We start from the raw sequence: 21,500 nt of genomic DNA on the forward strand, positions 1-21,500 counted from the left end.
CCACCCTTCCTCTTGACCCGCTGGGAGCGGGGTCTCTGGGGCCGTATAGTTTTTAACCCCTTGGCCTCTATATTTGTGATCGTGAATATAGGGTAAAAGCCATGTCCATGCCTAGAGCGTACACCCGGCTCGTAAAAAAGCTCACCGTGGAAAACCTATGGCTCTACATAGTGAAAATACTACTGGACGAGGGGAAACCCCTGAAGGCCTATGATGTAAAAGTCAGGCTCAGAGAGAGATTCGGCATAGATCCTCCAGCTGTAACAGTGTACACCGTCATATACAGGATGAGCCGGGATGGAATCCTAGCTAGGAGGCAGGAGGGTGAGGAAACCGTGTACTCCGTGACTGAGAGAGGGGTAGACGCGTTTAGGAAAGCCCTTCTTTTCCTCGAGGAGGTGGTTAGCAAGCTCAAGATATGAGGTGGTTGGAGTGATCCATGTAGCTATAATAGGTCAAGGCCTGGTTGCACTGCACTTCGAGGTAGGATTGGAGAAGCTGAAGAATAATGAAATACCAGACTACGGGGTCCCATTGAGGAATTGGCTCCCCTATAAATACGACGATATAGAGATAGTCGCATCATACGATGTAGATGAATCTAAGGTTGGGAAAACAGTATACGAGCTGGCTAAGAGGGATTATCCAGGTAACCATATACCGGGCTCGCTGAAGGACATAGTTGTAAGCAGGGGCATCCACCTGAACAGCATGAAGGGGCTCCCGTTTAAGGCCAGGGGGAGAGAAGAAGACAAGGGTATTGAGGCAGCAATCAACGAGCTGGTGGATGAGTGGAGGAGCCTCAACATAGATGTATTGATAAACATCATGACCACCGAGCCCGTTGAGCCCGTTGGAAACGCTGGTGAAATAGAGAGGAGAGCCCTAAACGGTGATCTAACGGCTAGCCAGACCTATGCCTATGCAGCAACACTCTACTCCGCTAAGTACAGGCCTGTTGCATTCGTCAACGCTATACCATCCCCTATAGCCAATGACCCAGGCTTCATCAAGCTCTGCAGTGAACGGAGATGCGTTGTGTTCGGTGACGATGGCTCCACCGGTGCCACACCATTCACAGCCGACCTGCTTGAACACATGTATGAGAGGAATAGGAAGGTTATCGATATAGCACAGTTCAACATAGGAGGTAACACAGACTTCCTCGCATTAAACCTGCCGGAGAGAAACATCATGAAGAAGAAGACTAAGAGTGCAATAGTTGAAGACATACTGGGTTATGACGCACCGAACTATATTAGGCCAACCGGTTACCTAGAGCCCCTCGGAGACAAGAAGTTCGTTGCCATGATAGTTGAATACTATAGCTTCGGCGAGTTCAAAGACGAATTCTACGTGGTTATGAGGATAAATGACAGCCCGGCTCTAGCAGGCCTACTGGTCGACTTAAGTAGAATAGGGAGGATAGCTCTCGATAGACAGGCGTATGGCTCAATCTACGAGGTCAACGCCTTCTACATGAAGAGGCCGGGTCCCCCAGGGTCAAAGGCCGTGTCGAAGTACCATGCATTCCAAGGGTTGCTCAACTGGCTTGGAATAAGCGATCCAAGGATGCAGCAAGCTAGAAGATAACTCAATGGCTTTTTCCACTGTCATGTTCACTCCGTGGCTGCCCGTAATCCCAGTCGCTTAGAACGCTCTGGGTACTTGTAGTCGTCTTGGGCACGGGCTTCCCCTCCGATACCTTATCTATTCTCAGTACTTCACCGGGGGCTGCATCAACGGGCACCACGGGGCCCGCCCCACGGGGAACCAGGGACATACCCATGCATCTAATGGCCACTCCACCGTCATCGAGGCGAGGGAACACGTATCCGGCAGAGCCCCATTCACCGCCACGCCTCCAGTGCTTCCAGCGGCTGAACCAGCCTAAAAACCTTCACTCAGTGAACAGTCTCTTCCCGATCCATGTACCCACCGCTAGAATCCGGTGGAACACCGTATGCCTCGCTTGTGAATGCAAATATGTCCTCAGCCCTAGGCCTCCTTCTCAAATCCCTTATTCTTTTCCTGTACCATGGCTTGCTCCTCATAACATGGTATATTATCTCGTTGAATACCTTCCAACCCTCGCTGTTTAATTCGTCTCCATGAAAATAGTAGTCTATTCCATTGTAGAGCTTCAATACGAGGCTTCTCACATATTCGTCTCTTTTATCCACATGCATCACTACTACCCTGTCCTGCTCTCCTCCCTACACGGCTTCAACTTGAGAATACCATCCCTTCTAAGGGTTTCCTCGAGCGCCGGATACACCTCTCTAACCGACCTATTGGAGTCAACCTCTATTAGTCTCCCCGTCTTCTTGTAGTAATCTATTATGGGTGCGAAGGTCTCGTAGAACACTTTATACCTGTTCCTCACAACATCCGGCTCGTCATCAGGCCTCCTAACCAGCTGGGCACCGTCGTAGTCGCATTTCTCATCTTCACGCGGCTTGGGCTCGTAATATATGTTGTAAACCCTGTTGCATACAGGGCATATCCTCCTACCACTCAGCCTTTTCACAGCTACTTCCTCGGAGATCACTAAGTGTATTACTGCGTCGACACGCGTCATCCTGTCGAGTGCCTTGGCTTGCTCGAGGGTTCTCGGGAAGCCGTCGAGCACAAAGCCGTTGGCTGCGTCCGGTTGCTCCAGCCTCCTCTTTACAACCTCTATCACGATCTCGTCTGGAACCAGGAGCCCTCTCTCCACGTATGACTTAACCTTCAACCCAAGCTCGGAGCCTTTAGCTATTTCCTCCCTGAGAATGTCCCCCGTAGATATATGGGGGATGCAGTACTTGTCCCTAATGATCTGGGCATAAGTGCCTTTTCCAGCTCCAGGTGCACCTATCAATACTATCCTCAAGCTGGACACCCTTGAATACCTGGTTACTGCACCTGTGATCCCCATTGTGAAGCAGGATATTTAATTCTGAACCCGCTGCAGGAGGACACCTGTATCATCCAGCCACGTGTACACCGCGTCCTACGTGTTTCTGCCTCCATTCCTGTTTCTGAGCAGAGGAAGGCAGCTATTACAGTAGGTATTGTTGCAGTCTGGGTGCGGATTCCTTATCTGCACCTTGAAATCCAGGGGCAATCTACCATACTCTATGTCGACCTCGACGTCGCCGTCCACATTGTTCCTTAACACGTCTATGACGGATACTATGTCGCCTTTATCCCTCCCGTAGATCACGAGTACTGCTTCTCCCTCACCCATCTTCAATCCCGCTATAACCCTGTTGCACCTCGATGCCTTTGAGAGCATGTCGTCCACTCTATGACCATGTACCCTGACGACTGCTGCAACCGACCCGGCTAGAAGCGGGGATACTGAGAGAGTGAAGCTTATCAATCCCTTATGTGATAGTTTTCTAAGCCTGTCCCTCAGGGCGATGTAGCTGACGCCTAGCTCGTTTGCAAGCCTCCTTATACTTATCCTCGGGTTCTCAACAAGTTTCCGCGTCAGCTCTAGGCCATCGTTTTCCAAGCCCTTGTTCACCGCTTTTAGATCATTACTTTAAACCGGATTTTATACCATGTATTCGTCACGTGTCTTAGGGGAAAGCCGCTGCTTGACGCTAAAGCTACGCATACTTTCTCAAGTACTCTAGGTCCTCGACCCTCATCCACCAGCCTATGGAGCCCAGTATCTCCTTTACATGCACCATGTTCTCCGCCTTCGGTATTGCAACAACATTGGAGTGGCTTATCAGGTAGTTTAATGCTACCTGGACAGGGGTCTTCCCGTATTTCTCAGCCATTTTCTTCACCGCGCTATTTATCACTACACTCCCCCTTTCAAGCGGGGTGTACGCCTGGAGGGTGATTTTCCTTTCAATGCAGAACGGTAGAAGCTCCTTCTCCACGTAGTGTCTATTTATCACACTATAGTGCACTTGGTTTACAACGATCTCGTGCCTACCCGTTGACTCTATCGCCTCCCTCAACATAGCTGGCTCAAAGTTGCTTACACCAATGTATCGAGTCAACCCTCTCTCTGCGAGCACCTCGAAGTTCCTTACCTGGACACTTATGGGGAGTCTTTCATTAGGCCAATGGATCAGGTAGAGATCCACGTAGGACACTCCCAGTCTCCTCAACGCCTCCTCAGCTGCCTTCACAATGCTCTCCCTGTCCTCAAGCCTGTTGGGCAGCATCTTGGTGGTTATGAAGACCCCGTCTCTGCCAACCGCCTTTACAACCCTGCCCACGAATTCCTCGGCTCTCCCAGTGTCATACATTTCAGCTGTGTCAACAAGGTTAACCCCGTGGGTTAAGGCGTATGTAAAGGCTTCAAATGCTTTCTCATAATTCCTGATGCCGTATGTACCGAGCCCTATGGCTGAGACGCGGTCTGAGCCTATGATTTTCCACTCGGTGAACTCGTACATGACGACCCTGATCCCCGGGTACCTGTATTTCCAACCTGAACCAGGGTCCAGCATCTCTGAGGCAACCGCTGGACCCCGTGAGCCCTATGTGAGGCGGCTGCAAGGCGAATGCTTAAAGCCGCCTCAAGCTTTAAGATAATGTTTCAATCCCTATAAGCTTTTCCATCGGCGTGCTGAAGGAATCACGGAGGATGGTTTAGGGGCGGCGACCCTGTCATGTCGATGCTTCGAAAATCACCACGCGGTACGAGAGCATACTTCATCTATGACTGCTTCCAGTGCTTGGAGGGGCTCATAGCCCTTGTTGAAGATGTACTCGTAGAGGAGCTTGTAATGAGTTGTCGACTCATCGCTGAACTTCTCTAGGTCGCCCCAGGGTGGCTCAGACTCCTCGCCGACGCCTACGCCGGGGCATATTCTCGACACATACATTTTATCCCTTATAGATGGGGAGACAGGTATGAAGGGGAATAGCCTGCATCTCATGGGTCTCGCTGGGTAAATACTGCATGACGGTACACTGTTCTCGGTCTTAAGGAACACGCATCTATCACTGATCCCCCGTAGAACCGGTATCGGGATTTGATCCGCTATGACAACATATATGAATCTACCTCTGAGGCCCCTCCACTCAGTGTTCAGGAACCTAGCGATCCTACATATATCGAAAGCCGTTAAAGCCACATTAGGCCCGCTCCTACAACACGTACCGCTTCTAATACACCTGTACCTTACCCTTTCACCCTTTGAGACAACGCGCTCCAACACGCATTACCCGCAGAAGCCTTTCAACGGGCACCGACTACACTTATCGCCGGTTAGACTATACACTACATCCTCGTCTGCATCGTCAAGTATGACGCCTGGAATGAACTTCTTTTTCCCATCCCTATCATCCTTCCCCGCCATGCAGGCCCACCTGTAAGCGCTTTCATCGACTACTATGCGTAAGGCCCATCTTATAGCTTCGCATCGGAGGCATTGCTAGCTAATCCTCTCCACGGCCACGACGTGTCTGAGAGGAGAGTTGTCCGGGGTCACCCTGAGCCAGCCGTCCAGTTGGATCATGCTTGTTGCAATAGCTATATCACCTATGTCCGCCTCAACCACGCATACTCCATCCCTGATAGATCCCAGTGCTCTACACGTCTCCGCCACGGGCTTCACCCACCCTTCCCTTAGCGCTGCCTGCAGGAGGAGCCAGTCCCCTATATTTCCTTCAGGCGGCTTACGGGGATCCCCCTCCCTCGGCTTAAAGTAGAACTTGAACACCCTTGTGTTAACTATGTCGATGGAGAGGGGTCGCAACCCGGTTTCACCGAGGATGTATGAGCCTATCCCCCCGTAGAATGAGGTGTGAACCGCGAGATCCAGCTCCACATTGAAGCCTTCTACTGCTTCCCCAGCTATACTCCGACATGCCTCCATGCTCCTCACGTATCCCCGCTCCCAGTCGATGTTTGAGACCACCCGCCACTCCCCGTTTTTCCTAAGCAACGCCACCCTATAGTTGAGTAGAGGTAGTGTAACCCACCCAGTGTGACCTCTATGCGTGAAGGAGCCAAGGATCACTACCAGGGGGCAACTGTATAGTTCATCGTACACCCACATCCCGCTTACACACCACTCGCGTAGATTACGATTATTAACCCGGCTTATATAATCCAAAGAAACAGGTGGCGGAGGATGGTTTTAACCATGAGGAGCATAGTGTTTATCCTGGTTCTCCTGGTACTGTTATTTACCCTCGCTTACCCGTCTCCTGCATACGGGCTGCCAGCGGGAATCACAAGCGTTGAGTACATAGTCTTCTACGATCCCACCGAAGGAGTAGGTACACTCAGAGTAACTGTTTCAATGACCCCGGATGCCAGTCAGCAGGCATTCAGCATCCCAGACCTACCTGTGAAGGTTTTCAGTGATGCATCCCTGGAGCTGTTGAACTACACGGGTTACCCGGCAACAGGCTACCTGCTAGTCGAGTACAATGATACCACTGGCTACGCCTCGATAACAGCTGTCAACGTATCCTCAGTAACCATGTATTTCTCTGTCAGCAACTTAACCGAGGAAGTCTCAGTGGGCTCCTACACTGCGACACTCGACTTAACTGAGTACAGTGGTAGCGGTATAAGTCCCTCAGTGGAGATGTACCTGCTAGGAGTATACAACGCCACAGTGGACTCCTACCCCAGGGCCGCTGACTACAGTATCCAAGTAGCCAATAACATGACGATCATCAAAGCGTCTTCACCAGCAGTGTACTTCATAGTGCTCACGGTACCGATCACCACTCCTGGAGTACCCCCGGCCCCAGCCCAACCCATCAACTTGCTTATAGTCGCCCTGGTAATTGCAGCCGTGTCAGCTGTCGCAATAATACTCTACCTGATACTGAGAAGGCCTAAGAGCATAGGGGGCGTGGAGCCCGCGGATGTGCTCAACGACCCGGTTTCAAGAAGCATTATACGGATCCTTGGGGAGGCTGGCGGGGAAGGCTTAACGCAGGCTGAAATAACCAATAGAACCGGGGCACCCAAGTCAAGCGTCAGCAGGAGGATCAAGAGGCTTGAGGAAGAAGGATATATCGCTGTCGACCGAACCGGTAAATACAACTACCTGAAGCTAACGGATAAGGGTGTGGAGGCATACAGGAAGATAGCGGGGAAGAAGTAGAGGGACCCATACCCCTCTACGGAATGGGCTTTTTCCATGTGAGGGAATCAGGCTGGATAGATGAGACAGTGGTCTTCGACTACTATGACCCAGACCACTACTATGCGAGCCTCACGCGGGATGAACTCCTCGAGGAGAAAGAGGCCCTTGCCAGAAACATGCAGTTCTACCTGGATCTAGAGGATGTGAGGCTTAACGGTAAACCCTGTTTCCCAAGGGTTTTAGATGTGGATGTAGGCTTCAGAGGGAGCATGGATCACCCCTATGTAGTCTTCACAATAGTTTTCAAGGGCGAGCTGGTTGAAGGCGTAAACGTCTTCGAGGATAGATATGAAGAGGAGGTGGCTGAATACGGTTACAGGGTTTACTGGATTCTCCCCCCTACCGGTAGATTCACCGAGGTCGATGTAGGAGTCCCCTACATGTTGTCAGCCAACAACAGGATCCTCGTGTTCACCGTGGATGCAGGTGTAAGAGTAAGAGGATACGAGAGAATAGTTTTCGAAATAGAGAAAAGGATTAATTAGCTACCCTCCACATAGCTATATCATGCGGGAATGATGTATGGGGACCTCCATTGATGGAGGTCGCCTGACAAGTGATGTGGGGCCAAAGCGCTGAGCCCGCTTACTCGTCGTGTAGGAGGCTTACCCCCAGGGATCGCTGTTAAGGCGTGATCAAGGTGATGAATACGTCATCGCATGACCGGTGATTTGAACCGACCCTACTGAGGTGTTTGAAATGGGGTACCTGAACCTTGTAAAGTACCCTTTTGTCGCGAGGCCCAGTGACCTTGGGCTACCTGATGAGGCAGGTTTCTCCATAGTGATAGACTCCCTGAGCGATAGGCTTCGCGAGGTTTTCCCAATAGTCTTCAGGAGCATAGTTCATGCAGAGATGAGGATTGATCCACGTGTCTTCATAGATGATGCTGAAAGCGTTGCCTGCTACAGGCTTTTACTCGCCGTGGCGAAGGCCATCGGCGACAGGAGACTGGTTAACAGGGTGGCACTGGCATACGCTAAAACCGCTGGGAAAAGCCTCATGGAGGAAGAGGACTCTGTATTGATCTCGCTGTCGAGCAGGATAGGCCTTCACCTGGAGTATCTTGAGAACCCGCCAACCCTACCCGTCTTCGGGGAGTCCACGGGGAGGAAGCGGGTTAAAGGCTTCTTCACCCCGCTCAACTACTCTCTCCCATGGGCTGAGTATGCTGGGATAGTCTCCGGGAGGCTGTCCCAGGATCCATCGTACAGTCTCGAAAACAATGTGGTGGAAGGTGGAAAAGTATACATGGATAAGAGGACCGTGGTAAGGGTGCTCGAGGAAGCCATCACCGGCTACATCGTGTCTGATGCATCCGTTGGCATAGGTACACTTGGAATAGACCTAGGCTTCTTCCTGGAGGAAGCGAGAAAAATACTCTCGGAGGCAGGGTGGTTTAAAACCCTCCGGGTTGAACAAGGGTATGGTAAGGCTGGAGAAGTGGCCCCGGAGAAGTTTCCTCCATGCATCCTGAGAATAATTGGGATCATAGAGTCAGGGGGAAACCCGAGCCATGAGGAGAGATTCAACCTAGCTGCATTCCTAGCCAACATAGGGCTCGACGTCGACTCCATTCTAGAATACTTTAGAAAAACCCCGGACTTCAATGAGAAGATAGCTAGGTATCAAATAGAGCACATATCTGGTGTAAGGGGTAGCGGTAAGAAGTACATGCCCTACAGTTGCGAGAAGATGAAATCCATGGGGATATGCCCGGTGGAAGGGAAGTGTAAGGGGGGAAGGAACCCCTTGGCGGTATATAGGTATAACCTGAGGTCTGCCCGCCCCGGATCAATCCATGGTACCTCCCAACAAGCCAGCTGATCACGGAGTATATGGTGTAGAGAATTATTGAGACCACCAGTATAGTGAAGACTACTGCATCAATGCTGGGTGGACTGTAACTCGGCGGCACCCCCTTCTCGCTTCCAGGCACATCCTTCCCGTTGCTGATGGGTGCCGTGATGTTAAACCATATGGTGTCGCATGGCTCCTTCTGCACACTATAGTACACTGTGAGCCCGTTTAGAGACGTGTACTTCAACATACTGATGCTCGAGGTGAAATTCACCGAGGAGTCGAAGGGGCCTACTAGTATGAAGCACCGCGTGCTTTCATTAAAGGATATAGTATACATGGAGCCCTCATGCGATCCCTTAAGTGCAACCAGCGAGGGGTATACTACTATTATGCTGGGGTTAACAGTGGAGTTAAGGAACCTCAACTCCATGACGCTCCTGCTTACGAGGTCGCCGAATGCATCCCGGTAATTGATGAGAGAAAGGGTTACGGAGTAGAAGTATGAACCACCATACGGGCTCTTCTCACTGTACGTGTAAGTGTAGTACACTAGGGCTGTTGTTAAAGGCTCATAGTAGATGCTCCAGAAGCTAGTGTGGTTGGTTTGATCCATGGAGGGAAAGGGGTTGCCGCCAACCATGTGGATCGCGTCCACGTCAAGCCTCACTACACCGATAACCGTACCGTTCCTCAATGGTTTCTCAAGAGTTGCCTCACCACTCCTGAAACTAAGGATCAAGGGTGGGTTAAAGCAGTCCTCTCCCTCCAGGCGAAGGTTTCCCTGTGAGGACACGTTGCCCAGTATACTGGTGAGGGACGCCGGCGACGCGGAGACCGATAGAACCTTTATCTCAACAATGCATGAAACCGGTTGCAGCTCGAGAAGCGTCATGTTCACGTGTTCCTCAATCCTGTATGCTATTGATATCGAGAGAGACGAATACTCACTGGACCCCGATATCTCTCTAGCAGGCATCCCTGTGGCAACTATGTCGACTAATGCTTCGTAGACCAATGTCTTCTCCACGACACCTGCATCCACCGCGACACCCGGCGTCATCAGGGAGGCTGCGAGCACCAGCAGGATCGCTACACATGCACTCTTCTCCGTGGCCGCTCACCATCCAGGGTCCTTGACTACTATGGTTAAACATCTATAAAACCCTTGAATCAGTAGAAGCAGGGTAGGTGATTCTACATGTGTGCAGATGAATACCAGGTCTCGCACACGTCAACCGTGATATATGCCAGGCTGCCCGATGGAAGCAAGGCTTACATAAAGTACAGTGTTGAAGGCGGCGTCATGAAGCTTATATCAACGTATACACCGCCACAGTTCAGGGGTAGGGGGATAGCCGGGAGACTCATGGAGTACGCGTTGAAGCTGGCCAGGGAGAACAATTGGCTTGTTGAGCCGATATGTAGTTACGCAGTATACTACTTCATGAAGAACCCCGGCGTGAGAGATGTACTGCTAGAGAAGTACAGGGGGTTAACGGAGGAGGAGTGGAAGAGGTTCTACGAGGAGGCCCTTGCGAGGGAGAAAAATAGTGAGGGTAAGAGTTAAGTACATGCTGTGGCTGGAGAGTAAAACCGGTTTGAGGGAAGAAGTCGTTGAGGTAGGCGACAACTGCAGGCTCCGAGACCTCGTGAAAATGCTTGGAGAGAGGCATACCGCATTATCCAGGCTCATCGGTGAACTCTTACATGGTGAGTCAGGGATAATAGTCCTCCACAACTCTAGGACGCCTGAGGAGGGAATGGACACCCCTTTAAGAGACATGGATGAAGTAGTCTTGATGCCCCCGGTTTCAGGGGGGTGAAGCAATGTTTTTAAATTGCTCAACCCATACCTGGGTAGTTGAGTGTTTACGGGTGTTGCAGGCTTGAAGATACCAAAGGTTATTGTGACGTATTGCCCCAGGTGTAGAACGCACACTGAGCACAGCGTCACAATATACAAGCATGGGAAAAGGAGGAGTTTAGCTGAGGGAGAGAGAAGGTACGCGAGGAAGAAGAAGGGCTATGGTTCAAAGAGGAAGCCTGAGCAAAAACGGTTTGCGAAGGTGACGAAGAAAACAGTGTTAAAGCTTAAGTGTCAGAAATGCGGCTACACGATCCACAGGGAGGGCATAAGGCTCAAGAAGGCTGAGCTGGCTGAGGTGGGTAAGTAGTGAAGAAGAAGAGAATACTGATACCGGCTCCCAGAAGCAGGTTTTACAAGGTTATATGCAAAGTCTGCGGTGCTGAAAACGTGGTTTTCAGCCATGCATCTTTCCCAGCCCGTTGCAAGGTGTGTGGAACACAGCTTGTCCAGCCGACCGGTGGAAAGGCCAGGATACTTAAGGATAAGGCTGAGATAGTGGCTGAGCTAGGCTAGCGAACCCGCTGTGTTTTTATACTTAGCCCTGGATCACACATCTATTGATGTATAGAGGTGTGCCACGGGATGGGCAGGGATCAATTGGTTGGATGGGGCTTACTCGCATTATCAGTAGTAGTCGTAGTGGTCTACGCGTACATCCTGTTCCTGACACCCTACTCAAGCCTACTCATACAGATAACATTAATGGTGGCTGTCGCCGGGGTCTTCGGGATCCTGGGTTGGATAGGGTACACACTGGCTACAACGCCTCCACCAAAACCCATTGAGGAGATAGAGAAGGAGATAGAGGCAGAGCTGAAAAAACTCGAGGAGAACACCGGCAAGGATAACGCGAGCGAGAGTAAGCCATCAGCGTAAAACACTTAAACCATTAGTTTAACCACAGGGAGCTTCATACTGTACCTAAGTTTTCCCGTGTCCTCCCCCACGCCTGGCTTCCTGAATACGAATAGCTTCTCATGGTAGATCAAGAGGAAGTTTCTCTTCCTCAGCCTGTTCCAAACTTCCCTAGTTGTCTTCATCTTGTGCTGGATCTTTATGACCTCCTCCTTCAGTATGAAGCCCGCGTCCAGGAAGACTTCCAGGGCGTAATGTGTTATCGGAACATAGTGTCCGTGCACCCTTGTGTCGCCGATGAGGATCCCACAGTACCTGCCTGGCTTAAGAACCCTGTATATTTCCCCAGCCACCTCCCTGAGCCACTCCAGGTATTCTTCAAGCGTTCTAGCATTGGAGAGATCCCCGTCTACATTGCCTCCATACCCTATTATGTTGAAATACGGTGGGTGAGTGGCAACCAGGTCCACCGTGTTATCTCTTATCTCATCAAGCCTCCTAGCATCACCGTGGAAAACCCTGTATCCCTGTACACCAGTGCCTTCTCCCCCAGCATCTAAGCCGGGCAAGGCTCCCTGTTTTCTCAGCGCGTTGACAAGATAGTAGAGTCTGTGATGGGTTAGCATGACAGCGTTATAGTTTATGTCGACAGCTATGCATTTTCTCCCGAGGAGGACTGCCTCTATGCATGTGGTCCCGGAGCCAGCCATGGGGTCTAGAACAATCTCGCCTGGCTCCGTATAGCCTAATATGAGTGCCCTAGCCATCTGGGGAGGCCAATTACCCCTGTAGTCACCTCTGTGAGTGGCCCAGGAACCCCTCTTAGGGAAACTCCATATGGTTGTGGAAACATCGGTTAGCTCATCCGCGGAGGGCTCAAGCCTTCTAACCTCAATCGGGCTAAGATCAACTTCTTGGCCTCCAACAATGATTCTCCTGTTCCTTGAAACGAAATCCAGGTATTCTCCAACAGTTACCTCCCTCATAGCTGACTATCTCCCCCATAGTACAAGCCTTCAACACGGATGCTATGCGACCCACATACTATATGACGGGGGCTCCTTAATGCTTAATTAATCAAAGGCGTCTAAGTTTCCGGGAAGCATGCCGCGTAGGGCCTGGAAGCTAAGGAGAACCTACAAAGGGGATCGAGTCTACACTTAGGCACCAGTTTTTTAAACCATACACTGGCCGCCGGCCCCCTACTCTAGGAGGCGGGGAAGATTTAGGGCTACATCCCCAGGTGGATCCGGCTCTAGGCCGGGTCCCCGGCCCACCGCCCCCATCATCTCTGCGACTCGGCACTATGGATTCAATGCTTTTCAACAGCACGCCCTGCGTCCTCCGCTAGGCGGCGAGTAGCTTGTTTCACATACTCGTTTTCAGCCTCAATGTATAATAATGGCGTTCAAGATCATTTCTTATACAGTGATATCACATGGCATCCAACATTTTCATGGTTAGAGAGGATGAGGATATTGAAAGAGTGATGGAGGAGATCCCGTTAAACAAGCTACTACGCTACTTAGAGTTAGAGTCCGTAGAAGTGTTTGGAACCGGGGATAGGAGGATAGACCCAGGCATCCTGGAGAAGTATGTTTCATCGAACGAATACTACCTCGTAGAGGGGTGCACAGGGGATTTCTGCCGGAGGATACTTTCCAAGGGCAGGGTTGTCCTCAACGCTGAGTGTTTTTCAAAATCATCGGGTAACCCTGTCGCCTGCAGGGATCGCAGTGTTCTCACATCCCTGGGCGATGTCGAGGAACTCTCCATCTACAGGGTTCTCTCTCCATTCACGGCATGGATGGAGAAGTATGGGCTGGGATTCAAGCCCATGGATGACGCACATAGAGTAATGTTCGAAAAACTCAACGGTGTTATCGAGTACATAGTGGAGGGGAAGCCTGACAAGATAACTGAAGCATTCAAAGAGGCATACGACTACATATTACTCTACTTCAAGATTGAGGAGGAATACATGGCTAGATGCGGCTACGATAAAAAGAAGATGAAGGAGCATATGAAAAGACACAGGGAGTTCAAGGAAGTACTCGACAAGTTGACTGCAGCGGGCAGGGCCTCCGAGTTCGTGGCAATGTTCGGAGAGCTCTACGAGTACATGGCCTCATACCTTGACTACATGTTGAGAGACGACAAGGATATAGCAGAGTTCCTCAAGAACACGTGCGGCATGTGAACACCCGGCTTTAAGCCTGCTTCCAGCACCATGCATCCATGAACTATACCGCTACTGAAGAACCTACCGTCGGAGTCCACTGGCTTCAGCCACCCTTGTCCCTGGGCCCAGCTTCTCGAGCACGGATGCCACTTTTCCCTCTATTGAGAGATCCTTGTCAACCCTGTAATCTATGGATAGATCTATTAGTATTCTTCTAACGCCCTTATGCGTGAGCACGTCGATCACCGCTTTAAGTATTTCAGACACCTCCTCTACATTATTCACCTCTATTATCGTGGCTGAAGCCGTTAACACATGCTTGAGCCCTAGTGATTCGAAAACCCTCTCCACCTCGGCTACGTAGTCACTGAGGCTGGTGGTGCATGTTCCAATTGGGGTCACGCGCAAAGTTAGTATCAGCTTCAACCCGGGCCACCGTTACTAGTCCTCTAGTAGATGATTAGGAGTATTTATCTCTTGGATCCATGCTTCCTGAATCCCGGGGAATATTGTGGGAAACATTTTTAAGCATGGCAATATAGATATGAGCATGTGGTGGATATGAGCCTCTTGATCAGGCTACAGGCACCCGTACATCCAGGGAGCAGGGGGGATGCCAGGCTCCTGGGAATAGTCCTCTATACTGCCACACTACTTAGACCGGAGACATTACAGTTATTGAGCAGCGTGGAGGATAAGGCAGGGTTCATCAAGGAGCTTTACGCTGCGGCATCAGCCTTATCCATGTTTAGAGCTAACTACTCCTACGGTTTAATAAGCCAGGAGCTCGGGATACCTGAGAAAACCGTGAGGAGGTACACTAGGGGCGGGGACACCATTAGCAAACTCGTGTCATCAGTCCTCAGCGAGCTCGAGTCTAGGGGAGGGTACATTGAGGTAGAGATACCCAGTGTTGAATCCTTAAAGGCAAAGATCAACGGGTTAGAGGAGGAGAACAAGGAGTTGAGGAAACGCATCCAGGAGCTAGAAGCCCAGGTATCCCAGTTAAGGAACACCGTGGAGCTCGTTAAGGCCCGGCTCAAGGAGCTACAGGAAACACTCCACTAGCCCTCACGGAGCTGAGGAAACTAGCTGACCACGCATACCTGTCGAGGAGCCCGCCGGGAACAATTCACTACCCTCGGAGGGCTCCTGCCCTGAAGGGTGAGGCTTCCAATTGTAAACGGTGTGGTTAACGCCTCTTCACTTAAGCCATGCTGAGAGCACTCTCACAGCGTTTCTCCATGCTATCTTCTCGATGTCCTCGGGGGTGAAGCCCTCGGCTACTAGTGAGCTCCAGAGGTTTCCTATCTTGTCAATGGACTCGAGCCCGGCGACCAGTGGGGTGTCGAGTGAGCCGAAGTAGTCTGAGCCAATTGCAATTACGTCCACGCCGTAGTTATCCCTTATGTAGACTGCATGCCTGACGAGTTCTGCCACCCCTGGCCTCCCGCTTGAGACAAACGGGGATATGAAGACTAATCCTACGACTCCCTTGCTCTCAGCTATGGTCTCCAGTGACTTATCATCCAGGTTCCTGGGTGCGTCGTGCACGGTTTTCACGTTAGCGTGGCTGACGAGCACGGGTTTCCCGGTTACCTCGTAGACATCCCTGATGGTCTTGGCGCTGGCGTGGGCTAGGTCTACAACTACCCCTAGCTCGACGGCTCTACCAACCAGTTCCACTCCCTCCCTCGTTAAACCGTTGTCCACCTGTGCCCTGCATGAAGACGCATACTTGTTACTGTAGTTCCAGGTCAAGCCAAGTACTCTGAGGCCTGCACTGTGCAGTAGGTCGAGTTCCTCCGGGTTCCTCAACGGGTCTGCTCCTTCGAGCCCGATTATCAGCCCCATTCGATTCCAGTCGCCCTCGAAGAGGCCTGTGAGACCGTCCTTTGCTTCAACAAGCTTCAACTCCCTGTGTGCTGTGACAAGATTCCTGTACAAGCTGATCCCTTCGAAAACTAACTCGAGGCTTGGGTAGTGCCTGTAAGTTATCCTTCCATGCCCCGTGTACCAGGGTATCATGGGGAAAACCGCCCCCACTATGAGCCGCGTGTTGCTGGCGATGTACTTCGGTATGTCTGCATGCCTGTAGGGCTCGTCAACGTCGAGGGGCTTCAATGGGAAGGGGTTGAGCAGGCTGCCTGACAGTATATAGGCTGCTAAGTCCTCGTGGAGATCCACGAGAGGCGGGTTCAAGGCATGCACCCTGGATCACTGATGGCAACCATGGTTAAAAACAATAATGTGCCGTGTTTCAACGTGTTCACATAGCATGAACAGGGGACGGCATCTATATTAGGCACAAGACATTGAGTTATGGATGGGTGTCAAGGTTGCTGGACCCCGAGGAGGTTCGCAAGGACTTCCCCATCCTGACCAGGGAGGTGAATGGTAGGAGACTAGTATACTTCGACAACGCGGCAACAACGCAGAAGCCTCTTCAAGTGATCAACGCTATCAGCAACTACTACATGTATCACAACGCCAATGTTCACCGGGGCTTCCACACTCTCAGCCAGGAAGCCAGTCAAATGTATGAGGAGGCGCATGAGAAGGTGGCGAAATTCATAAATGCCTACTCGTGGAGAGAAGTGGTCTTCTGTAGTAACACGACTGAAGCACTAAACATAGTTGCATACGGCTGGGGCCTATGGAACCTTAGGGAGGGAGATGAAATAGTTTTAACGGTAATGGACCACCATAGCTCCATGCTTCCATGGAGAATAATAGCCAAGCTCAAGGGTGCAAGAGTCAAGTACGTTGACATCACTGACGACGGATACCTAAGGTATGAGCAGTTCGAGGAACTCATAAGTGAGAAGACCCGCGTGGTCGCATTCCCGATAGCCAGCAACGTGCTGGGCACTATAAATGATGCGCGGAGAATAGCCCGGCTAGCACATAGGGTTGGAGCAATAGTTGTCGCGGACGGCGCCCAGAGCGTCCCACACATACCAACCGATGTAAGAGAACTCGAAGTAGACTTCCTGGCTTTCAGCGGGCATAAAATGCTCGGCCCCACAGGGATAGGTGTACTGTGGGGTAGACAGGACCTCTTGGAGTCCATGCACCCATTCAAGGTCGGGGGCGACACCATCAAGGATGTAACACTCGACGACATAGTGTGGCATGACCTCCCCTGGAGATTCGAAGCTGGAACACCAAACATTGCCGAGGGCATCGGGCTCGGTGTGGCAGTGGAATACTTAACTAGGATCGGTATGAGTAATGTAAGGGAGCATGAGAAGACCCTTGTCGAATACACGTTGAAGAGGATGAGGGAGCTCGAGGATGTAGAGTACTATGGGCCGCGGAACCCCGCGGATAAGACCGGTGTCATAGCATTTAACATCAAGGGCTTAAACCACCACACCGTGGGATCAGCGCTCGACTTGTTCGGAATAGCTGTGAGAACCGGTATGCACTGCGCCCACCCATTACACTACAGGCTCGGGTTGAAGGGTACTGTCAGGGCAAGCTACTACATATACAATACACTCGAAGAAATCGACTACTTCATAGAATCACTAGAGAAAATAATCTCATTAAAGGACTCACTTAGATCCAAGCCCGCAAAAGAAGTCTGCACGGGTACATAACACTAATCTAGCATAGGGTTGCTTTTCATTCCAACGGTTCAGAGGCCGTAAAGCCACATACTCTTTGATGATGACCCGCCATGAAGAGCGAGGCCTCCAATTATAAACCATGTCCCGGGGACGGCGGAAGACTGGGGTTTCCACGTATCTAGTGGAAGCAAATGAGAGAAAAGCGTGATACGGGAAAAAACAAGTGGATATAGGTCTAGACGAGTAGCAGTGATTTACTTCGCAGGACCAAGGATCCTGGCGAACTTCTTACCGGAATAGGGGCTGGTAGCGAACGCTATCTTTATCTTGCCCCTCTTAGTCTCCTTCACTACTACCTCGTACTGGTCTGTCTCGAAGTACTTCTTAGCCTTTAGGTCGAAGAACTTTAGTTTCTCCGGCATTCCCCAATCCCTCCTTCTACGTGTACTTTATCTAGTACATTGCTATATTTAAACTTTATGTTTTGTAGAAACAGTTCCCGCTAAACACATTTATGTTTGACATAAAATGTGATTAAGAACTATTACACTATCTTGTTTCTAAGACATGAGAAATATATAAGGGGATATGATAAAAAATTCATCGGCTTTGGACTACTGTTACATTATAAAATACATTGTTATAGTTACAGTTCACGATCTGGGGAGACACCGCGGATCGCGTGTACAGTGGAGAGTTGTTTGTATAACATTGAACTCACACCAAGGGCCATGAGACATCCGGCTCCCTGCATATGCCGGCCCGAGTATACAGGTTCCAAGCCGCTTTCTCGGCTTCCTCAATGACGTCTTCCTCTTTGAATGTTAGTATCCTTCTCTCAAACATTACTAGTCTACCATCTATGATACTGTGCTTCACATCGCTACCTGAGGCAGCGTAGACCAGGTGTGATACTGGATTATTCAATGGATGTAGATGAGGGCTCCAGTAGTCGACCACTATAATGTCCGCTCTCTTGCCTACCTCTATGCTTCCAACCATGTTATCTATCATCAGTGCGCGTGCACCATTCAATGTAGCCATTTCTAGGACTTGCTCTGCTCTTATAGCGTCGGCCCTAAGGGTTCTCAACGGCTGGAGGAGGGCCGCATGCTTCATCTCTCTTACCAGGTCGTATGTATTGTTGCTTGGGCCTCCATCCGTACCAAGTGCTACGTTAACCCTGTGTGAGAGCATTTCCGCTATTCTTGCGGCTCCACTGGCGAGCTTCATGTTGCTTGACGGGTTGTGACTAACAGTTGTACCGGTCTCCCCGAGGATCCTTATTTCCTCGTCGCTGACCCATACAACATGGACTAGCACGGTGTTGGGACCCGTTAATCCAACCCAGTGGGCGAACTCGACTGGTTTCTTCCCGAACACCTTGCTCGTGTACTCTACGTCTTCACGCACCTCGGCGAGATGCATTGTTACACCAGTCTTAAGCTCCCGTGCTTTCTCCGAGATCCTCCTATACAGTTCCACGCTCACTGCTCCAGGGGTTCTCGGCCCGAACCAGATCCATATCCTGCCATCCCATCCATGATACTTACTGTGGAGTCTCAGGGTATCCTTGAAGCTCGTGTCCCCTGGCTCAACCAGGCCCTCGTGCAGTATGTTGTCTTCTAACGCATACCCTTTTAAATCCATAACGTGTCTCGCTATTGCCGCCCTGATCCCTGAGCCATGAATGAACTCCACTATGTTGTCTATACCGTATCGCCCAACAAGCCCTGTCTCAAGGAAGCCCGTGGTTCCAGTCTTAATCATCTCTAACACTACTAGTTTAGCTGATGCAAGTGCCTCCTCAGGCTTATAGTTTCCCTGGAGTGGCCATACCCTCTCCTTCAGCCAGGGGATCAATGGAAGGTAGTCCGCACACGCCCTCAGAAGGCCTTGGGCTAGGTGCACGTGTGTGTTGATTAACCCCGGCATAACTATGTCTCTCTCAGCGTTGATGACGATGTCCGAGTAGTGGAGGTAGTCCTTGTCGAGTACATCCCTTTTCCCAACAGCCCTTATCACGCCGTCCTCCACGGCTACCGCGCCATCACGTATTATCCTCCTGGAGGAGTCCATTGTTATTATCCAGCCGCCTCTCACATAGATGTCGGCCAAGTAACCCACCTACATGTTAGATGTTATCACGTAAAGTTTAATAATCCTGACCAAGTGAAAAAGACCTAAAAGGCGTGGACGGTGATCGCTTGCCATCCTCCCTCATCGGGTACGACCCTGTCGAGAGAGCTGAACTAATAGACACCGCGATGGGCCGTGTACCAGCCGATATCGTGATAGCGAACGTCAACCTGGTCTCCACAACCACGGGCGAGATAATTGAAAAGTCAAGCATAGTGCTCAAGGGGAAGAGGATAGCGAGGGCTGGCAGGATAAGTGATTTATCGAGACACATATCCAGTAAGACCATAGTTATCGATGGCAAGGACAGGTACGCTGTACCAGGCTTCATAGACCTACATATACACATAGAGTCAACGCTCCTGGATCCAGTTGGCTTCTCCAAGATAGCGTTGAAGCATGGAACAACCACAGTGGTCGCCGACCCACACGAGGTCGTCAACGTCCTAGGGATACATGGATTAAAGATGTTCATCGAGGCGTCGAGGGAGCTGCCTCTGAAGATACTCTACGAGGTGCCTAGTTGCGTCCCTGCAACGGATCCATCCTACATGCTGGAGACCTTTGGAAGCCTCCTGGACTCGAGGAGTGTTGAGGAGGCAATGCACTTGGAGGGCGTGGCCGGCCTAGGGGAGGTAATGGACTTCGTGAGCGTGATAAGGGCTGATAGAGAGGTACTCTTTAAGGTGAAAGCAGCCTGGGATAGACGCATGGTGGTCGACGGCCATGCCCCCCTTCTAAGCGGGGAGGAACTAGACGCGTATGTTGCAGCAGGCATACTGAGCGACCATGAGTCCACCAGTGCTGGTGAGGCCCTGGAGAAGCTTAGGCGTGGAATGTTCCTCTTCGTGAGGGAGGGAAGTGCCTGGAGAGACCTTAAAGCACTACTGCCTGTTGTGAGGAGCGGTGACTGCAAGCTCTGCGCCTTCGTCAGCGACGATGTAAACGTATACGACTTGTTCACGAAGGGGCACATGGATAGGATAATTAACCTCGCCGTGGAATACGGTGTAGACCCCGTTAAAGCACTACAGTATGCCACAATAAACCCCGCGATAAGGCTCCACCTAGAGGATCAAATCGGCTCTATAACGCCGGGGAGGTTGGGCGACATAGTTATTACGAGGAGAATAGAGCACGTGGAGCCCATTACAGTGATCGCCAACGGCGACATAGTTTATTACGAGGGTGAGGCAAGCAGGCAGTTCAAGCCAACCCGGTACCCGGATAAAGCACTGAAAACCGTTAACATCGGCGTCGACCCAGAGGCCCTCCAGCTTACACCCAGGGCAGGGATACCCGATGGAAGCGCCCTGGTCAACGTGATAGAAGTATCCCCGGGCTCAGCCTTAACCAAGTGGAGGATCCTTGAAATGCAGGTCTCCGACGGTGAGGTGAAGCCGGATCCAGGCAGGGATATAATGTTTATCTCGGTGATCGATAGGCACAGGGGCTCAGGCTCACATAGTGCTGGATTGATCAAGGGGTTGAACTTCAAGGCGGGTGCAGTGGCACAGACTATAGCACACGACACGCATAACTTGATTGTGGCTGGATGGAATAGGAGGGATATGGTTACAGCTGTGAAGAGGGTTGTGGAACTCCAGGGCGGGATAGTGGTTGTCAATGATGGTGAAGTAGTCTCAGAGGTTGAGCTGAGGCTGGCAGGGCTGATGAGTGTTAAAGAGCCTGAAGAAGTATTCAGGGAGTACTTAAACATGGTTGACGCATTGAAGAAACGATTCCACCTAGACTTCGAGTCCTTCTTCATGACTCTAGCATTGGTGTCTCTCCCAGTGATCCCAGAGCTACGTATAACCGATAGGGGCCTTGTCGATGTTGCAAAGGCTAAGCTAGTCCCGCTTATTACCGAGGAATCCAAGAGGTAGCCTAGACGTTTTTATCCTTCTTATCCTTCTCTCCTATCCTGCATTTGCTAGTTGACGCCGTGTACT

The 21,500-nt window shown here is 50.9% G+C and carries 27 protein-coding genes; 14 read left to right on the forward strand and 13 right to left on the reverse strand.

Annotation, left to right across the window (positions count from 1 at the left end; all coding sequences use genetic code 11):
* The first annotated feature begins 107 nt into the window (after nt 1-107).
* Nucleotides 108-422 carry a helix-turn-helix transcriptional regulator gene (locus DESMU_RS04635; protein WP_245526402.1) on the forward strand — a complete coding sequence of 105 codons (315 nt, stop codon included), beginning with the start codon at nt 108-110 and terminating at the stop codon, nt 420-422.
* A gap of 10 nt (nt 423-432) precedes the next feature.
* Nucleotides 433-1,593 carry an inositol-3-phosphate synthase gene (locus DESMU_RS04640; RefSeq protein WP_013562441.1) on the forward strand — a complete coding sequence of 387 codons (1,161 nt, stop codon included), beginning with the start codon at nt 433-435 and terminating at the stop codon, nt 1,591-1,593.
* A gap of 1 nt (nt 1,594) precedes the next feature.
* Here DESMU_RS04640 and DESMU_RS07185 read toward each other — a convergent pair whose 3' ends face one another.
* The 8 genes from DESMU_RS07185 to DESMU_RS04675 all read right to left on the reverse strand — a co-directional run bounded on the left by DESMU_RS07185 (nt 1,595) and on the right by DESMU_RS04675 (nt 6,017).
* Nucleotides 1,595-1,753, reverse strand: coding sequence for a hypothetical protein (locus DESMU_RS07185; RefSeq protein ID WP_187286328.1), 159 nt, complete (start codon nt 1,751-1,753; stop codon nt 1,595-1,597).
* Nucleotides 1,754-1,904: 151 nt separating this feature from the next.
* The gene (locus DESMU_RS04650) at nt 1,905-2,189 is read right to left on the reverse strand and encodes a hypothetical protein (RefSeq protein ID WP_013562443.1); all 285 of its coding nucleotides are present in this window, start codon (nt 2,187-2,189) and stop codon (nt 1,905-1,907) included.
* Nucleotides 2,190-2,194: 5 nt separating this feature from the next.
* Nucleotides 2,195-2,875 (reverse strand): adenylate kinase, encoded by a 681-nt coding sequence (locus tag DESMU_RS04655; RefSeq protein WP_013562444.1) that lies wholly within the window; start codon nt 2,873-2,875, stop codon nt 2,195-2,197.
* Nucleotides 2,876-2,995: 120 nt separating this feature from the next.
* On the reverse strand, nt 2,996-3,514 hold the full coding sequence (locus tag DESMU_RS04660) for an Lrp/AsnC family transcriptional regulator (RefSeq protein WP_048813457.1): 519 nt from the start codon (nt 3,512-3,514) through the stop codon (nt 2,996-2,998).
* Nucleotides 3,515-3,599: 85 nt separating this feature from the next.
* Entirely contained in the window at nt 3,600-4,406 is an 807-nt protein-coding gene (locus DESMU_RS04665; RefSeq protein WP_048813507.1) for an aldo/keto reductase, read from the reverse strand.
* A 234-nt stretch (nt 4,407-4,640) separates the two neighbouring features.
* The gene (locus DESMU_RS04670; RefSeq protein WP_013562447.1) at nt 4,641-5,171 is read right to left on the reverse strand and encodes a YkgJ family cysteine cluster protein; all 531 of its coding nucleotides are present in this window, start codon (nt 5,169-5,171) and stop codon (nt 4,641-4,643) included.
* 6 nt (nt 5,172-5,177) lie between these two features.
* Nucleotides 5,178-5,315 carry a hypothetical protein gene (locus tag DESMU_RS07190; protein WP_013562448.1) on the reverse strand — a complete coding sequence of 46 codons (138 nt, stop codon included), beginning with the start codon at nt 5,313-5,315 and terminating at the stop codon, nt 5,178-5,180.
* A 75-nt stretch (nt 5,316-5,390) separates the two neighbouring features.
* Entirely contained in the window at nt 5,391-6,017 is a 627-nt protein-coding gene (locus tag DESMU_RS04675; protein ID WP_013562449.1) for a hypothetical protein, read from the reverse strand.
* A 75-nt stretch (nt 6,018-6,092) separates the two neighbouring features.
* Here DESMU_RS04675 and DESMU_RS04680 point away from each other — a divergent pair, with 75 nt between their 5' ends.
* The 8 genes from DESMU_RS04680 to DESMU_RS04725 all read left to right on the forward strand — a co-directional run bounded on the left by DESMU_RS04680 (nt 6,093) and on the right by DESMU_RS04725 (nt 11,670).
* On the forward strand, nt 6,093-7,082 hold the full coding sequence (locus DESMU_RS04680; RefSeq protein WP_013562450.1) for a helix-turn-helix transcriptional regulator: 990 nt from the start codon (nt 6,093-6,095) through the stop codon (nt 7,080-7,082).
* 38 nt (nt 7,083-7,120) lie between these two features.
* Nucleotides 7,121-7,609 (forward strand): hypothetical protein, encoded by a 489-nt coding sequence (locus DESMU_RS04685; RefSeq protein WP_245526404.1) that lies wholly within the window; start codon nt 7,121-7,123, stop codon nt 7,607-7,609.
* A gap of 214 nt (nt 7,610-7,823) precedes the next feature.
* Nucleotides 7,824-8,951 carry a DNA primase gene (locus DESMU_RS04690; protein WP_013562452.1) on the forward strand — a complete coding sequence of 376 codons (1,128 nt, stop codon included), beginning with the start codon at nt 7,824-7,826 and terminating at the stop codon, nt 8,949-8,951.
* 1,174 nt (nt 8,952-10,125) lie between these two features.
* Entirely contained in the window at nt 10,126-10,494 is a 369-nt protein-coding gene (locus DESMU_RS04705; protein WP_013562455.1) for a GNAT family N-acetyltransferase, read from the forward strand.
* Complete coding sequence (locus DESMU_RS04710; protein WP_048813459.1) at nt 10,478-10,750, forward strand: MoaD/ThiS family protein; 273 nt, start codon at nt 10,478-10,480, stop codon at nt 10,748-10,750. The genes DESMU_RS04705 and DESMU_RS04710 overlap by 17 nt, the downstream gene beginning before the upstream one ends.
* A 63-nt stretch (nt 10,751-10,813) precedes the next feature.
* The gene (locus DESMU_RS04715) at nt 10,814-11,101 is read left to right on the forward strand and encodes a 50S ribosomal protein L44e (protein WP_013562457.1); all 288 of its coding nucleotides are present in this window, start codon (nt 10,814-10,816) and stop codon (nt 11,099-11,101) included.
* Nucleotides 11,101-11,307, forward strand: coding sequence for a 30S ribosomal protein S27e (locus tag DESMU_RS04720; protein ID WP_013562458.1), 207 nt, complete (start codon nt 11,101-11,103; stop codon nt 11,305-11,307). The genes DESMU_RS04715 and DESMU_RS04720 overlap by 1 nt, the downstream gene beginning before the upstream one ends.
* 69 nt (nt 11,308-11,376) lie before the next feature.
* Entirely contained in the window at nt 11,377-11,670 is a 294-nt protein-coding gene (locus DESMU_RS04725) for a transcriptional regulator (RefSeq protein ID WP_013562459.1), read from the forward strand.
* Between the two features lie 5 nt (nt 11,671-11,675).
* On the opposite strand, the gene DESMU_RS04730 is transcribed toward DESMU_RS04725, so the two are convergent.
* Nucleotides 11,676-12,635 (reverse strand): TRM11 family SAM-dependent methyltransferase, encoded by a 960-nt coding sequence (locus DESMU_RS04730; protein ID WP_013562460.1) that lies wholly within the window; start codon nt 12,633-12,635, stop codon nt 11,676-11,678.
* Between the two features lie 470 nt (nt 12,636-13,105).
* On the opposite strand from DESMU_RS04730, the gene DESMU_RS04735 reads away from it, so the two are divergent.
* On the forward strand, nt 13,106-13,849 hold the full coding sequence (locus DESMU_RS04735; protein ID WP_187286329.1) for a bacteriohemerythrin: 744 nt from the start codon (nt 13,106-13,108) through the stop codon (nt 13,847-13,849).
* Between the two features lie 63 nt (nt 13,850-13,912).
* On the opposite strand, the gene DESMU_RS04740 is transcribed toward DESMU_RS04735, so the two are convergent.
* On the reverse strand, nt 13,913-14,233 hold the full coding sequence (locus DESMU_RS04740) for an MTH1187 family thiamine-binding protein (RefSeq protein WP_245526405.1): 321 nt from the start codon (nt 14,231-14,233) through the stop codon (nt 13,913-13,915).
* A gap of 159 nt (nt 14,234-14,392) precedes the next feature.
* On the opposite strand from DESMU_RS04740, the gene DESMU_RS04745 reads away from it, so the two are divergent.
* Nucleotides 14,393-14,899 carry a transcriptional regulator gene (locus DESMU_RS04745; RefSeq protein WP_013562463.1) on the forward strand — a complete coding sequence of 169 codons (507 nt, stop codon included), beginning with the start codon at nt 14,393-14,395 and terminating at the stop codon, nt 14,897-14,899.
* A gap of 135 nt (nt 14,900-15,034) precedes the next feature.
* Here the strand turns inward: DESMU_RS04745 and DESMU_RS04750 are convergent, their stop codons facing one another.
* Entirely contained in the window at nt 15,035-16,042 is a 1,008-nt protein-coding gene (locus DESMU_RS04750; protein ID WP_245526406.1) for a dipeptidase, read from the reverse strand.
* Nucleotides 16,043-16,170: 128 nt separating this feature from the next.
* Between DESMU_RS04750 and DESMU_RS04755 the strand changes: the two genes are divergently transcribed.
* The gene (locus DESMU_RS04755; protein WP_013562465.1) at nt 16,171-17,436 is read left to right on the forward strand and encodes an aminotransferase class V-fold PLP-dependent enzyme; all 1,266 of its coding nucleotides are present in this window, start codon (nt 16,171-16,173) and stop codon (nt 17,434-17,436) included.
* A gap of 224 nt (nt 17,437-17,660) precedes the next feature.
* On the opposite strand, the gene DESMU_RS07195 is transcribed toward DESMU_RS04755, so the two are convergent.
* Entirely contained in the window at nt 17,661-17,828 is a 168-nt protein-coding gene (locus tag DESMU_RS07195; protein ID WP_013562466.1) for a hypothetical protein, read from the reverse strand.
* Between the two features lie 295 nt (nt 17,829-18,123).
* Nucleotides 18,124-19,524, reverse strand: a complete 1,401-nt coding sequence (locus DESMU_RS04765) for an amidohydrolase family protein (RefSeq protein ID WP_013562467.1) — start codon at nt 19,522-19,524, stop codon at nt 18,124-18,126.
* Between the two features lie 149 nt (nt 19,525-19,673).
* Here DESMU_RS04765 and ade point away from each other — a divergent pair, with 149 nt between their 5' ends.
* Nucleotides 19,674-21,434: an adenine deaminase gene (ade, locus tag DESMU_RS04770; protein ID WP_148222869.1), complete on the forward strand. Its 1,761-nt coding sequence runs from the start codon at nt 19,674-19,676 to the stop codon at nt 21,432-21,434.
* Nucleotides 21,435-21,500 lie beyond the last annotated feature (66 nt).

Source organism: Desulfurococcus mucosus DSM 2162 (genome assembly GCF_000186365.1).
Classification (GTDB): domain Archaea; phylum Thermoproteota; class Thermoprotei_A; order Sulfolobales; family Desulfurococcaceae; genus Desulfurococcus; species Desulfurococcus mucosus.